3 protein-coding genes are annotated in these 16,496 nt (G+C 65.7%); all 3 read right to left on the bottom strand.

Annotated features, from left to right (window positions below; translation table 11 throughout):
• Positions 1–86: 86 nt before the first annotated feature.
• The 3 genes from ACLV8F_RS05155 to ACLV8F_RS05165 all read right to left on the bottom strand — a co-directional run bounded on the left by ACLV8F_RS05155 (position 87) and on the right by ACLV8F_RS05165 (position 16,346).
• Entirely contained in the window at positions 87–7,046 is a 6,960-nt protein-coding gene (locus ACLV8F_RS05155) for a YDG domain-containing protein (RefSeq protein WP_411883174.1), read from the bottom strand.
• 255 nt (positions 7,047–7,301) lie between these two features.
• Positions 7,302–9,845, bottom strand: a complete 2,544-nt coding sequence (locus ACLV8F_RS05160) for a filamentous hemagglutinin N-terminal domain-containing protein (RefSeq protein WP_411883175.1) — start codon at positions 9,843–9,845, stop codon at positions 7,302–7,304.
• A 363-nt stretch (positions 9,846–10,208) separates the two neighbouring features.
• Entirely contained in the window at positions 10,209–16,346 is a 6,138-nt protein-coding gene (locus ACLV8F_RS05165; protein ID WP_411883176.1) for a YDG domain-containing protein, read from the bottom strand.
• Between the last annotated feature and the right edge of the window lie 150 nt (positions 16,347–16,496).

The raw sequence follows: 16,496 nt of genomic DNA on the forward strand, positions 1-16,496 counted from the left end.
TTGGACTTTCTCCTTCCCCCGCTGGGGGAAGGTTGGGATGGGGCTCGCGGCGCTCGATACCCCCTTCCTCCTCAATCAAAAAGCTTTTACTCGCCCTCGTCCGTATTGCCAGCTTCGGCGGCGGCCGCCTTCAGTGCGTCGCTGGGGTTTTCTCCCCCGCCCGACACACCACCACCGCTGCCACCGCCACCGCCAGACCCGCCAACACCCGCCACGTGGTACATCGCGCTGAGATAGGCGTCGCTTGCCGAAATGCCGGGGCCAGTGGGTAGAACTGCGCCTCCACCACCCGGCACCACAGGTGCAGGCGTGAGGACTAGCGTGCCGTCCAGGTAGGACAGGGTGTAGTTGCCGCTGCTGTAGCCGCCTGCCATGATGGCGTAGTTGCCGGCTGTGCTTGCGCCTTGCGAATTGCCGCCGTAGGCCGGCGCGCCACCCAGCACCGCCGACGTTTCACCGGCCACAAAGCCGCTGTAGGTCACGCCGTTGCCGCCGGTGTAGGCCGCGCCGCCGGCGACCCGGCTGTCGTTGTTGGCCTTCACGGTCAGCGCGGCCTTGCCGACGTTGGCCGAGGTGGTCACGGGCGCCGCCAGCTGGTAGTTGCCGGCCAGGCCGCCCGCGCCATCGGCCAGCGTGTACGTGGAGGTCACGGTTTTGCCGATGCCGGCGTCTTTGCTGTCAAAGGTGGCGCCGGCCAGGTTGAGCACCAGCGCTTCGCCGCCAACCATGCCGTTCAACGTGCCGGCGCTGCTCAAGGTGGCCGCCGCAGTCCCGTCATAGGTCTTGTTGTCAGCCACGACGCCGGTGACGGTGAGCGTGGCCTTGTCGATGTTGGCCGTGGTCGTCACGGGCGCCGCAAACTGGTAGTTGGCGGCCAGGCCGCCCGCGCCGTCGCCCAAGGTGTATGTGGCCGTCACGGTTTTGCCGATGGCGGCGTTCGCGTCAGAGAAGGTGGCGCCTGTCGACGTCAGCGTCAAGGCCTCGCCCGCCATCGTGCCCGTCAGGGTGCCCATGTTGCCCAGGGTCGCCGTGGTGTTGCCGTTGTAGGTTTTGTTGTCGGCCACCACGCCGGTGACGGTGAGCGTCGCCTTGCCGATGTTGGCCGTGGTGGTCACCGGCGCCGCCGCCAGCTGGTAGTTGGCCGCCAGGCCGCCCGCGCCATCGGCCAGTGTGTAGGTGGACATCACGGTTTTACCGGTGCCGGCGTCTTTGTTGTCAAAGCTTGCGCCGGCCACGTTCAACACCAGCGCTTCGCCACCGACCATGCCATTCAGCGTGCCGGCGTTGCTCAAGGTGGCCGCCGTTGTCCCGTCGTAGGTCTTGTTGTCGGCCACCACGCCAGTCACAGTGAGCGTAGCCTTGTCGATGTTGGCGGTGGCGGTCACGGGCGCTGCCGCCAGCTGGTAGTTGGAAGCCAACCCACCCACTCCATTGGCCAGCGTGTACGTGGAGGTCACGGTTTTGCCGATGCCGGCGTCTTTGTTGTCAAAGGTGGCGCCGGCCAGGTTGAGCACCAGCGCTTCGCCCCCCACCATGCCGTTCAGCGTGCCGGCGTTGCTCAAGGTGGCCGTCGCATTGCCGTTGTAGGTCTTGTTGCCGGCCACGACGCCGGTGACGGTGAGCGTGGCCTTGTCGATGTTGGCCGTGGTCGTCACAGGCGCCGCAAACTGGTAGTTGGCGGCCAGGCCGCCCGCGCCGTCGCCCAAGGTGTAGGTGGCCGTCACGGTTTTGCCGATGGCGGCGTTCGCGTCAGAGAACGTGGCGCCCGTCGACGTCAGCGTCAGGGACTCGCCCGCCATCGTTCCCGTCAGCGTGCCGATGTTGCCCAGGGTGGCCGTGGCGTTGCCGTCATACGTTTTGTTATCGGCCGCCAGGCCGGTGACCGTCACTGTGGCTTTGTCGATATCGGCCGTGGCGGTGGCCGTGGCGTTGAATGTGTAGTTGCCGGCATCGCCGCCGGTGGCGCCTATGCCCGTGACGTTGACGGCCTTGCCGGTGCCGGCGTCCTTGCCGGCAAAGAGCGCCGTGCCGCTGAAGTTGACCGTGTCGCCCGCCAACACACCCGCGCTGGCCAGCGCGGTGGTGCTGGACGTGTTGCCGTCATAGGTCTTGTTGGCGGTGGTCGCGGTGACAGTGATCGCGCGCGCGTTAATGTTGGCCGTGGCGGTCACGGGCGTTGACGCCAGCTGGTAGTTGGAAGCCAGGGCGCCCGCCCAATTGCCCAGGGTGTAGGTCGACGTGACGGTTTTGCCGGTGCCGGCGTTTTTGTCGTCAAAGGTGGCGCCGGCCAGGTTGAGCACCAGTGCTTCGGTCCCCACCAGGCCGTTCAGCGTGCCGGTGTTGCTCAATGTGGCGGTCGCATTGCCGTCGTAGGTCTTGTTGTCGGCCACTACACCGGTCACGGTGAGTGTCGCCTTGTCGATGTTGGCCGTGGTGGTCACGGGCGCGGCCAACTGGTAGTTGGAGGCCTGGCCGCCCACGCCGTCGCCGAGCCCGTAGCTGGCTGTCACGGTCTTGCCGATGCCGGCATTGGCGTCGGCAAAAGTCGCGCCAAACAAGGCCAGCGTCAGGGACTCGCCCGCCACCATGCCCTGCAGGGTGCCGGTGTTGCTCAGACTTGCGTTGGCATTGCCGTTGTAGGTCTTGTTGTCGGCCGCCACGCCGCTGACCGTCACGACCGCCTTGTCGATGGTGGCAGAGCTTACCCCGCTTGAGCTGGACAGCTGGTAGTTGCCGGCCAGCCCGGTGGCGCCGTCGGCCAGGGCGTAGGTGATGGCCACAGTCCTGCTGCCGGCGTTCACGTCAAGGAAGTGGGCGCTGGTGTTCAGGGTCAGGTCTTCGCCGTAGGCCAGGCCTGCCAGCGAGCCCACATTGCTCAGGACCACCGTGGCATTGCCGTCATAGGTTTTGTTGTTCGCGACCGTGCCCGACGCGGTCAAGGTGGCTTTGTCCACCGTCAGCGTGCCGTTGGTATAGGCGATGCTGTAACCCAGGCCCGCGGCCAGCGTGCCCTGCGTGATGGCATGCGTGCCTGCGGAAGCGGCAGCGCCGGTCGGCCCGCCCAGCGCGCCCGACAACACGCTGGCCATCGTATCGCCCGCCTCGAGGCCCGAGTGCACGACATAGGTCTGGGTCGGGTCGGCCCAGCCGTAGACCTTGAACTTGTTGTCACCCGTGATGGTGAGCACCGGTGTGATGCTGTAGACCATGCGGTTGCCCAATATCGAGGTCATGGAGGCATCGGTGGGTGCGTTGGCGGCGTAGGTGCGGCCGAAAGCGTTGCCGGGGGAGAAAAAGTTGTAGAAGGTGTTGGCCGCCGGGTCGGTCGAATACAGCAGGTAGCGCCCCGCGCCCGGGTTCAGCGGCGTGGCACCGGCGTTGATGATGAAGTTGCGCCCCGCCGCCAGCACCAGCGAGTCGCTGGCGGCGCTGCCGGAAGTCACGGTGCTGGCGATGTTGATGTCGCTGGTGGCACCCGTGGTGCGCACCAGCACCTTGCCGCTGGCCGTCAGGCCCAAGGTGTTGACGTTGGCGATGTAGAGCGTTCCGGCCTGCGAATAGTCGACATTGCCGGTGTTGCCGGCCAGCAAAGACACGTTGTTCGAGGCGTGGTTCAGCGTGTGGGTTCCGGTGCCCAGCAGTTCCAGGCCGTTGGCGGTGATGGCTTGCGTCTGTGTGGCGGTTCCGGCGGTGCCCAGCGTGAGCCGGTCGGCCGTCACGGCGCCGTTGATGGCGACATTGCCGCCAGTGGACGTGAGTTTTAAATGGTCCTGGCTGTTGCCGAAGGCGCCGCCCACGGTGAGGTCCAGACCCGACGAGAGGCTGACCGTCTGCGCCGAGCCCGCGTCGGTGGTGATGGTGACGTTGCTGGTGTTCAGCGCCCCCGCCGTCGCCAGGCTGATATCGCCTGTCGTGCCGTTGGTCGTCAGGTTGTAGCTACCCGCCTGGTTGGCCGCGCCGAGGTCGATGTTGCCTCTGGCTGTGGCGCTGAGGCTTGCGGCCACAATCGCCTGGGTTTGCGCAATGCCGCCGTTCACGTTGGTAATGGTGGTGGCATTGGTGCCGGAGTTGATGCCGACGACACCGTCCACTGTGCCGACCGTGAGCGGGGACGCCTTGCTGCTGGTCACGGCAAAGCTGCCGGCGGTAGACCGGCCGCTCACCTCGTCGATCCAGTTGTCGGCATGGGTCAGGGCAACGCTGGCGCCGACCGCATTGAGTTTGTCCACGGCCAAGGCGCCAGAGCCCTGCGTGATGTTGCCGGTGGTCAGCAGGCTGAGAACTCTGTTGACCGTGGTGGGCGAGCCCGAGCCGCCAACAGTAATGTTGCCGCTGTAGGCGCCGCCGCCCACCTGCAGCCCCCCCGCCGTGATGTTGGCGAGCTCGGCATTGGTCAGGGTGAGCGCGTTGGCGTCGTTGCCGGCCGCGCCGCCAAGGGCGATGCCCCGGCCCGCTGTGGTGCTTGTCACCACCGTCTTGCCGGAGAATGAATTGACACTGCTGCCGATATTCATCCGGTCACCAGCCAAGGTGATCTGCCCGCCTTGCGTGCTGACCATGGTGCCCGCCACGTTGACGTCGTAAGAGGCGGAGGTCGCAGCCAAAGGAACGCCGGAGCCGGTGAGGGAGATGGCCGCCATGCCCGTGGCATCCAGCCTGCCGGCCTCCAGGCTGAGCGCCCGCACGTTGGTGGCGCTGGAAGACAGGGCATTGCCGGTGACCGCAATATTGCCCGTCGATCTCGCGGCGCCGGCCAGCCGCACGCCGGTGAGGTCGGTGGCAGGGCTGGAAGCGCCCACCGTGCCGGTGATGTCCAGCCCGCCCGTTCCGGCGATGATGAGGGACGGGCCGCCGGTAGACAGGCCCGCGCCGGAGGTGGCGCTGCCGGTGAGCGTGATCTTGCCGGCCGCGCCGGACTCCACCCTGCCCTCAATCGACAGGCCGGCGCCGTCAAGATGCGCCTGGTTGGTCATCGTGCCCGACAGCGTCACGTTGCCGCCCGTGCTGGTCACCGACCCGCCGTTGTGCATCTCGCCGCCCATGCTGCTGGGCTTGCCGGTAGGCGCAATGGCCTGGCTGCCGCTGACCGTGCCCGTCACGGTGATGTCGCCGGCGCCGCTGACCCGGCCGCCTGGGCCCAGGTAAAAGCCGCGCTCGGCCTGGCCGCCGTTCGAGGCGGTCGCGTTGCCGGTGATCGTGATGGCGCCAGTGCCGCCGGTGACGCTGGAGTTGGTCAGCACCACGCCGCCGGCATAGCCTACATTGACATCGGCGACCGCGATGGCGCCGCCGCCTGTCAGGTTGCCGCTCAGGGTGATGGTGCCCGCGCCGGTGGTGCTGACCGTGGATTGCGTGCCGCCGCTGTTGACAATTTCGAGCGAATGCGTGTCGCTGGTTCCCGCCGCCGCCATGGCAATGTTGCCTCCATTTGCCGCCACGTTCGCACCCGACAGCACCATCGAATTGCCCCTGAAGGCGATGTCACCGCCGTTACTGGCAACTGATGAACCACTGCCCAGGCTGATGACACCGCCGGCCGTACTTCCCGCCGTCGGGCCACCTAACACCACCGACAGAGAACCCGTGCCGGTGGAGGCAACTGCCACACCCGCACCCACGGCGATGTTACGCGCGGCTTGCGCAGTCAAGCCCGCCGCCCCAGTGCCGGAATACGTCACATTGGCGTTGAAGTTGATGTCGCGGTGCGCTGTCAAGGTCAAGGTGCCGGGGTTTGCCGACCAACTGACCGCGCTGTTGACGTTGATGTCGCCATTGCCAGCCGTTGATCCGTCAGTCGCAATGCTCACGTTGCCCAGGTCGAGTGCGGCGGACAAAGTGCTCGCGCCCATTCCCGATGGGGTCTGCGCCGCGTTGCCTGCCGCGATGGTGAAGTCCACCGGGTCGATCAACCAGGTGCCGCTTTGGCCATCTGTTGCCTTGGTCGTGACCCGCGTGCCGGCCGCAACGTTCACATTGGCGGCACTGGTTTCGATGAACCCGCCGTTGCCGCCATCGGGGGCAGAGGCATCGAGCGTACCCGCCACATTGACCGTACCCGTCTGCATGTCGCCCATCAGCAGGATGCGGCCGGCCTTTTTGGCGATGGTCTTCGCTTCAATAATGCCGGAATTGTTCACCGTCGCCGTGGTCAGGCTGTCCAGCGCTTTCGCGCCGAGGAGCACCTGGCCCCCGTCGGCTTTGAGCAGTTGTTTATTCTCCGCCAGCGCATTGATCGCACCCTGATCGATGCTGTAGCCGAGCAGGCTGCCGTTGTCGAGGTTGAGGGTGACCTTGTTGCCGGCCGCGAGCAAGGCGGTTCCCAGGCTGGCGGTCATCACGCCCTCGTTGCGCACTTCCGGCGCCAGCAAGGCCAAGTAGCCGCCTGGAGCCGCTGTCAACGTGCCCTGATTGACCACAGAGCCACTTGTTCCACCCGCGCCGTTGTTGCTGAACACGTGGTTGCCGGCCATGAAGTCGGCATTGCTCATGTTCAAGGTCGAGGCGACCAGGCCGCCCACATTGACCTGCGAGCCTGCGCCAAACAGCACGCCGTTGGGGTTCAGGACAAAGACCTGGCCGTTGGCCGTCAGGCTGCCCAGCAACTCACTCGGGCTGCTGCCGGTGATGCGGTTCAGCGCAATCGCCTGCGCATTCGGCTGGTTAAAGACCAGTGACTCGTTGGCCCGGGTTGACAAACTCGTCCAATCAATCGCCGCGCGCTGGCTGGCCTGGTTAATGGTGGTGGTGTTGCCCACCGTGTTGACGCTGGCTGCGCCCGCGCTCACCGTCGCGTTGGCGGCGTCCGCCGCCTGCACCTGAAACGGCACCAGCAGCAGCGAGGCCAGCAAGGCCAGCGCCGCGCGACAACTGGCACGCAGGGTAAAACCACCGCCCGATGACTCGCCGGCGTCCGCCACCGTGACGCTGGAGCGTGACGAGCCGCCCTTACCGGCGCCTTTGGCGTTTTCCGCCACCGCCACCCACAGGTTTAACGCATCATTCCAGACAAGGCGGTAGATGCGGTTCATGCTGGCATGGCTCTTCATGGAGGGCTTTCACGGAGGGCCGGCGGGTGGCGCGTGGCCATCCGTCAAATGCCGGCAAAAAGGCTGGGAGCGCCGGGATTTTTCACGGGCGCGAAGACGTTGTCTACCGGTCTTGATGTTACCCAGAGTGGCTGTATTTCCACACTCCCGAAGCGATGGAGCGTGTAGTCCGTTTGAGCGACAAGACGCTGCAAATTTCGCTGGACAACACCGCCTGGAGCGAATAGGAACTGCCCTTGGCGGCGCTGGTGGCCGCTATCGCTCGCCCTCGCTGCCCGCTTCCGCCGCCGCGGCGGACAGCGCATCGGCCAAGGCATCCGGGCCTGGGCGCGGCTGCGCGTTGGCGGACCGGCCCACGCCCGCCAGGTAGACCATGGCGCTGCGGTAGGCCTCGTCGTCCATGAAGGCGGGCGTGGGTGCGGGTGAAGGCGTGGGTGTTGGCGCCGGACCCACGGGCCGTATCACCAGCCGGCCGCCCGTGATGTCATAGCCCTCCTGGCCCGACCACGCAAAGTAGCTGCCGATGCTGCTGCCGCTGGCGGCCGTGACGCCCGCCGCGCTGGCACCCGACTGCTGCGCGCCGTTGAAGGCCACGCTGGTGTCGGGCAGCGTAAGCAGCAACATGAAGCCGCGCAGCAGCGGCGCGGTCTGGCCCTCATAGATGCGCCACACGGCCGTGGAGCCGCCCTGCGTGGCCATGTCCCAGCCGCTGAAGGTGGCCGCCTGCATCATCTGGGCGCTGGTCTTGCCGACGCCCAGCGCGCTGGTGGCCTGGCCTGAGGTGGTGATGTTCCAGTAGCTGTCGGTCGCCACGCTGGGCCCAAACTCTTCGCCGACCAGGCCGCCCGCGCTGCCGGTGGAGCTGACGAGGCCGCTGCTGTAGGCGCGCGTGATGGTGCCGAAAATCGACAAGCCGACCAGGCCGCCCACCTGGTCCGTGCCCGTCACGGCGCCGGTGGCATACGAGTCGATGATGTTGCCGTCGCTCAGTTCACCCACCAGGCCGCCGACCTCCTGGTTGCCGCGCACCGCCGCCGTGCTGTAGACGTTGGTGAAGGTGGTGCAGCAGCCCTGCCCCGCGATGGCGCCGACGACGTTGTCGCCGGTGATGCTGCCGCCCACCAGCCCGAGGTTGCGGATGCTGGTGCTTTCCGCGATACCGAACAGGCCCACGAAGTTGTCGCCCGGCCGGTTGATGAAAAGATTGCTGATCTTGTGATTGAGGCCGTCGAAGCGGCCTTCAAAAACGGCAAACGCCCCGATGCCGCCCAGCGGGTCAAAACCCGCCCCGGCGTTCCAGTTCACCGTGTCGCCGGCGTCGATGTCGGCGCCCAGCACGTAGTTGCGGACCAGGTCGCCGTTGATGCCCTGCAGGTCGGTGCTGCTGGTGCTGCCCGCCGCGCCCAGGCTGGTGATGACCCTGTAGGGCTCGGTCGCGCCGTCGCTGCCCAGTTTGGTGCTGAAGTTGTCGCCGGCCCGCAGGTTGACCGGCGCGCGCACGTTGTAGCTCGCCGTGTTGCCCGCGTTCAGCGCGCCCAGACCGTATTCCAGCGCCAGCTTGCCGTTGGCATGCTGCGAGGTGATGGAGGCGTTGATGTTGATGTTGCGCCAGGCGCTCAGGGTCAGCGTGGTGCCGGCGTTCCAGGTGACGGCCGCGTTCACGTGGATATCGCCGGCATCGCTGCCGCCCGCGTTGTTGGTGGCCAGTGCGACGTTGCCCAGGTTGAGGTTGTTGCCCAGTGTGGTCGCGCCTATGCCGCTGCCGGTCGGCCCGCCGCCGCCCGCGGCAATGGTGAAGTCGGTCGGGTCTATCAGCCAGGTGCCGTGGTTTCCGTTGGCCGCCAGCGTGGTGATGACGGCGCCGTCGGCCACCTGGACGTGGGCCGCGCTGGTTTCAATAAAACCGCCGTTGCCGCCGTTGGGTGCCGATGCGTCCAGTGTGCCGGCGACGTTGACCGTGCCGCTGTCCATGTCGCCCATCAGCAGGATGCGGCCGGCCTGGTTCTGGAGGGTTTTGGCTTCGATGATGCCTGTGTTGTTGACGGTGGCCGTGGTCAGGCTGTCCATGGCTTTGGCCGAGAGCAGCACTTGCCCGCCGTTGGCCTGGATCAGGTGCTTGTTCTCCGCCAGCGCGTTGATCGCGCCCTGGTCGATGCTGTAGCCCAGCAGTGAACCGTTGTCCAGGTTCAGCGTCACCTTGTTGCCGGCGGCGAGCAAGGCCGTTCCCAGCGAGGCCGTCATCACGCCTTCATTGCGCACCTCGGGCGCCAGCAACGCGAGGTAGCCGCCCTGCCCCGCGTTCAAATTGCCCTGGTTGACGACCGATCCGCCCGAACCGGTGAATACATGGCGGCCAGCCATGAAGTCGGCATTGCTCATGCTCAAAGTCGAAGCGACAAGGCCACCGACGTTCACTTGCGAGCCCGCGCCAAACAGCACGCCGTTGGGGTTCAGGATAAACACCTGGCCGTTGGCGGTGAGGCTTCCGAGCAGTTCACTGGCACTGCTGCCGGTGATGCGGTTCAGCGCAATCGCGAATGCATTGGGCTGGTTGAAGACAAGCGCTTCGTTGGCGCGCGTCGACAAGCTTGTCCAGTCAATCGCCGCGCGCTGGCTGCTTTGATTGATGGTGGTGGTGTTGCCCACGGTTGCGACACTGGCCGCACCGGCCGACACCGTCGCATTCACTGCATCGGCAGCCCGCGCCTGCGACGCAAGGCAGGCGGCGGCCACACAACAACTGGAAACCGGACTCCAGACGAGCCGGTAAATGCGGTTGATGCTGGCGTGGCTTTTCATGAGTTTCTCTCCTTGCCTGCCCGCGATCGTATGCCGTTTGGGACGGTTCGCCCATGGGCGCCACATTACAAATGCAACGCTGCGGGTGCTTATGGTGGGAGAAAGAGTGGCATGTACTCCTTCCCCCGCTGGGGAAAGGTTGGGATGGGGGCTGGCGGCGATTGAAGTTTCGCCGAGGGGTGTTTTGAGCGCCGCTGGCCCCCACCCCCGCCCTCCCCCAGCGGGGGAGGGAGCAAGAATGGAGCCCTGCGATAGCGCGGAGGGTCTGGATTTACTCCTTCCCCCGCTGGGGGAAGGCTGGGATGGGGGCTAGCGGCGCTTGAAGTTTTGCCGAAGATGCTTTGAGCCCAGCATCTCTCGAACTTACTCCCCGGCGGCATCCGCCGCGGCTGCATTCAGGGCCGTGGCCGCGCCATCACCGCCACCAGTGCCCTTGCCGTCGTCAACCGACACGCTCGGCAAGAGGCCGGAAGCGCCCAGGGTATTGAGCGAGCCGCGGTAAGCGCCCACCAGCTCCGTGCCGCCCAGCGCGGACGACTCGGCCCCGCCCGGCGTGAGTGTCAGCCTGCCCGGCACAAACCGCAGCTTGTAGTTGCCATTGGCCGAGAGCCCGCCCGGCGTGATGTCGTAGCTGCCGACGGTGCTGGCGCCCTGTGAAGAACCGCCATAAGACAAGCTTCCCGCCAGCGCGGCAGCGGTATCGCCGCCCACCAGGCCCACATAGCTCACACCGTTGCCGCCCGTGTAAGCCGTGCCGTCCGCCATGCGGGTGGCATCGCCGGCCACGACAGCCAGGCTGGCCCGGTTGATGTCGGCCGTGGTGCCGGCCGTGGTGTTCAGCAGGTTGTAGTTGCCGGCGTCGGCGCCCGACAGGCTGATTCCGCCGACGTTGACCGCTTTGCCGGCGCCGGCGTTTTTGTCGGCAAAGCTGCCGGAACCGCTAATGCCCAGCACATCGCCCGCCACCCGGTTGTCGCCGTAGCTCACGGTGGCAGCGGTGCTGCCGTCGTAGACCTTGTTGGTGCCGCTGGCAGTGACTGTCAGGTCGGCCTTGGTGATGGTGGCTGCCAGCCCGGCCGGCTGAGCCAAGGTGTAGTTCAGTGCATCAGTGCCGGTGAGCGTAAAGCCCGTGACCGTAACGCCCTTGCCCGACGCGGCGTTCTTGTCGGCAAAGACACCAGCGCCGGCGCCGGTCACGTTCACCACGTCGCTGCCCAGCGCCGACACACCGGCCGTGCCGCCCAGCGTGGCCGAGGTGCTGCCGTCATAGACCTTGTTTTGCGCCGTGACGCCCGTCACCGCCAGGTTGGCCTGGCTGATGTTGGCGGTGACCGCCGTGGGCTGGACGATGGCGTAGTTGGCGGCGTCTGTGCCGCTCAGCGTGTAGCCGCTGACCGTGACTGCTTTGCCACTACCGGCGTTTTTGTCGGCAAAGACACCTGAGCCGGTACCGACGAGGTTCACCACGTCACCGCCCAAGGCCGCCACTGCCGCCGTGCCGCCCAAAGTGGCCGACGTGCTGGTGTCATAAACCTTGTCCTGCGCCGTGACGCCCGTCACCGCCAGGCTCGCCTGGCTGATGTTGGCCGCCACCGAAGCGGGCTGAAGCAGGGTGTAGTTCAGCGCATCCGTGCCGCCCAGCGTGTAGCCCGTGACGGTGACACCCTTGCCCATGCCCACATTCTTGTCACCAAAAGCGCCTGTGCCTGTTCCACCCACCGATACCACGTCGCTGCCCATCGCCATGACAGTCGCCGTGCCGCCCAGTGTGGCCGACGTGCTGGTGTCATACACCTTGTTTTGTGCCGTCACACCGGTAACCGTCAAGGTTGCCTGGCTGATGTTGGCCGTCACACCTGCGGGTTGAACCAGGGTGTAGTTGAGCGCATCGGTGCCGGTGAGCGTGTAGCCCGTAACGATGACACCCTTGCCGGTGCCGGCGTTCTTGTCGCCAAAGACGCCTGCGCCAATGCCGTTCAGGTTCACCACGTCGCTGCCCAACGCCGCCACCGCCGCGCTTCCACCCAACGTGGCCGACGTCGTGGTGTCATAGACCTTGTTTTGCGCCGTCACACCCGTCACCGCCAGGCTGGCCTGGCTGATGTTGGCCGACAGACCCTGCGGCTGGACCAGGTTGTAGTTCAGCGCATCGGTGCCGCTGAGCGTGTAGCCGTTGACAGTGACGCCCTTCCCGTTGCCCGCATTCTTGTCGCCAAAGACGCCCGTGCCGGTGCCGGTCACGCTCAACACGTCGCTGCCCAGCGCCGTCACCACCGCCGTGCCGCCCAGCGCGGCCGACGTCGTGGTGTCATAGACCTTGTTTTGCGCGGTGACGCCGGTGACCGCCAGGTTGGCCTGGGTGATGGTGGCCGTTACCGAGGCCGGCTGGACGATGGCGTAGTTGGCCGCATCGGTGCCGCCCAGCGTGTAGCCTGTGACGGTGACACCCTTGCCCGTGCCCACGTTCTTGTCGCCAAAGACGCCCGTGCCGGTGCCCCCCACCCATACCGCGTCGCTGCCCAGCGCCATCACAGTCGCCATGCCGCCCAGTGTGGCCGAGGTGCTGGTGTCATAGACCTTGCTTTGCGCCGTGATGCCCGTCACCGCCAGGCTGGCCTGGCTGATGTTGGCCGTCACACCTGTGGGCTGAACCAGGTTGTAGTTGAGGGCATCGACGCCGGCAAGCGTATAGCCCGTGACGGTGACGCCTTTGCCGGTGCCCGCGTTTTTGTCGGCAAACACACCCGCGCCGGCACCGCTCAGGCTCAGAAGGTCGCTGCCCAGGGCGGCCACGCTTGCGGTGCCGCCCAGCGTGACCGACGTGCCGGTGTCATAGACCTTGTCTTGCGCGATGACCCCGGTGACCGCCAGGTCGGCTTTGGTGATGTTGGCCGTCACCGACGCCGGCTGGACGATGGCGTAGTTCAGCGCATCGGCGCCGGTGAGCGTAAAGCCCGTGACCGTGACCGCCTTGCCGTTGCCTGCGTTCTTGTCGACGAACAGGCCGGCACCGGTGCCGGACAGGGTGACCACATCGCTGCCCAGCGCTGCCGCCAGGGCCGCTGTGCCGCCCAGCGTTGCCGCGAGGCCGGCGTCATACACCTTGTCCTGCGCGGTGACACCCATCACCGCCAGGCTGGCCTGGGTGATGGTGCTGCTGGTGTTGGCGGCATAGGTGATGTTGTAATTGCCGCCGCCGTTCCCGTCGTTGACGGTCACGCCGCTGGTGAGGACTGTTTTACCGGTGCCGGCGTTCTTGTCCGCGAATGCAAAGCTGCCGCCATCCAGGACATCGCCCGTGAAGATGGTGCCGGACACCACGGCCACGGAACTGTTTGCCCCCAGCCCGCCGTCATAGGTTTTTGTGACATCGGCGGCCTGGACGGTCAGCCCGGCCTGCGTGATGGTGCCGGCCTGGCTGACGCCATAGGTCACCGTGTAATTGGCCCCGCCATTGCCGTCATTGACCGTGACGCCGCTGGTGTAAACGAGTTTGCCCGCGCCGGCATTCCTGTCGTCAAAGGTGAAGGTCCCACCTGCCAGGGTGTCCGGCCCGTACAAGCCGCTGCGCCCGACGACGTAGGCGCTTGTATTGGCGCCGGTGGTGCCGTCATAGGTTTTGCTCACCGAGATTGCGGCAAGCGTGACGGCCATGGGCGTGATGCTCAGTGAGCCGCCGCTGAAGTCATAACCCTGCTGGTTTGAATACAGGCCGGAGGCATACGTGCCCACGTTGCGGCCGCTGGACGCGGTACCGATGGCACCGAACGATGCGCCGGTTTGCGCCGCGCCGTTGTAAATGACGGCGGTGTCGGCAAGGGCTTTGGCCGTCAGGAAACTTCGCAGCAGCGGCGCGGTCTGGCCTTCGTAAATGCGCCAGACGGCAGAGCTTGCACCGGTGCTGGCGATGCTCCAGCCTGCAAAGCTTGACGAAGTTTTCATGCCCGCGGCGGAAAGGCCGGTCGCACCACCTGCTCCAGAGTAAACGCCATTGGCCTGGAGGGAGGTGTCTGTATTCCAGTAGCTCCCGGTGATCGTTCCGCTGTTGCCGCCCGCAAATCCGCCGGCATTAGGGCCGAGAACCATGCCGCTGCTGTATGCATTGGTGATCGTTCCGATATTGGCGCCAATCAGACCGCCGAATGCGCCGTTTGTGCCCCGCACGTCAGTGGTGCTGTAGACGTTGGTTGCACTGCTTCCTGCGTCCATCTGGCCAATCAACCCGCCGCCCACGCCGTTGCTTACGAGGATGTACGTGGCGGCGCTGTAGGAGTTCGTGGTGCGGGAGTTGCCGTAGGCATAGCCAATCAGGCCGCCAACGTTGCGGTTACCGCCGACCGAGGGGTTCATGCTGTAGCTGTCGCTGATGGTTCCCGTCTGGGCGCCTGTCAGGCCTCCCACCTCACGGAGGCCCATGACCATCCCGGTGGCGTAACTGCGCATGATCACACCTCCGTTCATACCCGTCAGTCCACCTATCCACTGGTTACCTGAGATGTGGCCGGTAGCGTAGGAATCGGTAATCGTTGCAGAATTTTTCCCGACCAACCCGCCCACAGCAACGCCGGATCCCGTGACCGTGCCGGTGGTGTAGCTGTTGCTGACGACCGTGGTCAACGCGGTACTACCTATGAGGCCGCCGGTGCCAGCGCCGTTAGGGTCATTCATTGAACTCACGGTATTGCTGCTGAAGAGATTGCTGATGCTGCTCGAGGTGGCCAGGCCGATCACTCCGCCTACCGCGCTGCCCCCAGTGATCTGCCCGCCTGTGAAGCCGGCGTTTCGTACCGTTGCCTGGACAGCGCCGAACAGTCCGATGTAGGCTTGTGTGGGCCGGTCGATGAACAGCCCATTGACCGTGTGCCCCAAACCGTCGAACGCACCGGTGAAGAGCGTGGCGTAAGCCGGGCCGATCGGCTGGAAACCGAGCCCTCCATTCCACGTGGCGGTGGCGCTGGCGTCAATGTTGCTGCCAAGCACGTACCTTCCGTTGAGGCTCATGCCCTGCAAGTCGGTTCCGGTGGTACTGCCCTCGGCACCCAGGCTGTTGATGATGGTGTAGGCCTGGCCATTGATGCTGAGCGACGTTCCCTCCGCCAGGTCCACCCGGCCCGTGAAACCGCCGGCGCCGAGCGCCATATTGACCTTGCCGCCGGCTATCGACGTATCAGCGCCGTTGGCTTTGCTGGTATTGAGGGCCAGGCCCGCGCTGCCGGTTGCGCTCATGACCGCATTGACGTTGACGTCGTGCGCAGCCGTCAGTGTCAGCGTGTTGGCGCTCCAGCTCACCACATCGTTGATGTTGATGTCGCCCTTGCCCGCCGTGCCGCCGCCGCTGCTTTGCAGTTCGACATCTGCCGTGGCGAGATTGGCGCTCAGGGTAGCGCCCGTCATGTCACCGCCGGTGGCCGCGACCGTGAAGTCCTTGGGATCCACCAGCCATTTTCCGGTGGTGCCGTTTGTTGCCAGTGCCAGTACCTTTGTACCTTCGGCCACCTTGACAGTAGCCGCGCTGGTTTCGATGAAGCCGCCGTCGCCGCCGGTGGGCGCCGACGCATCCAGCGTGCCGCCGACATTCACCGTGCCATGTTCCATGTCGCCCATCAGCAGGATGCGGCCGGCCTTGTTCTGCAAGGTGCGCGCTTCAATGACGCCGGTGTTGTTCACCGTGGCGGTGGTCAGGCTGTTCATGGCCTTGGCCGAGAGCAGCACCTGGCCGCCGTCGGCTCTGATCAGTTGCTTGTTCTCCGCCAGCGCCTTGATCGCGCCTTCATCGATGCTGTAGCCCAGCAGGCTGCCGTTGTCGAGGTTGAGGGTGACCTTGTTGCCGGCGGCCAGCAGTGCCGTTCCCAGCGACGCCGTCATCACGCCTTCATTGCGCACCTCCGGCGCCAGCAGGGCGAGGTAACCGCCCTGCCCTGCGTTCAGCGTGCCCTGGTTCACGACGGAGCCGGCGCCTGAACCCGAGAATTTGTAGTTGCCGGCCTCAAAGTCGGCATTGCTCAGATTCAGGGTCGAGGCGACCAGCCCCCCAACGTTGACCTGTGAACCGGCGCCAAACAACACGCCATTGGGATTGAGGATGAATATCTGGCCATTCGCCGTCAGGCTGCCCAGCAACTCGCTAGGGCTGCTGCCGGTGATGCGGTTCAGTGCAATCGCCTGTGCATTCGGCTGGTTGAACACCAAGGCCTCGTTGGCGCGGGTTGAAAGCGAGGTCCAGTCAATCGCCAGCTTCTGGGTGGCCTGGTTGATCGTGGTGATTTGCCCCGATGTGGCGACCGTGCCGGCGCCGGAGACGACAGCCGCATTGGCCGCATCGGCCGCGCGGGCCTGGTGCATGAGCCCCGCCAGCGGCACCAGCATCAGCAGCGCGGCCTTGTTCCGCGCCGAGCCGCTTTTGCCGCGCCCTTTGGCGTTTTCAGCGACCGCCACCCACAGGTTCAAGGCGGCATTCCACACCAGACGGTAAATGCGGTTCATGCTGGCGTGGCTTTTCATGGGGATCCAGGAGGGGGTGGTTTCTGATAGCCGTGAGGTCAGAATCAAGCGGTCCTTCGCCGGGGAAAAGAGCGATGCCAACGACGTAACAAATGGTATTGGCGGGCGGTGTAGCTGGCTATAGTCAAAATTGACTGGCGCGCCGCCTAT

The organism is Polaromonas sp. YR568 (genome assembly GCF_943369675.1).
GTDB lineage: Bacteria > Pseudomonadota > Gammaproteobacteria > Burkholderiales > Burkholderiaceae_C > Polaromonas.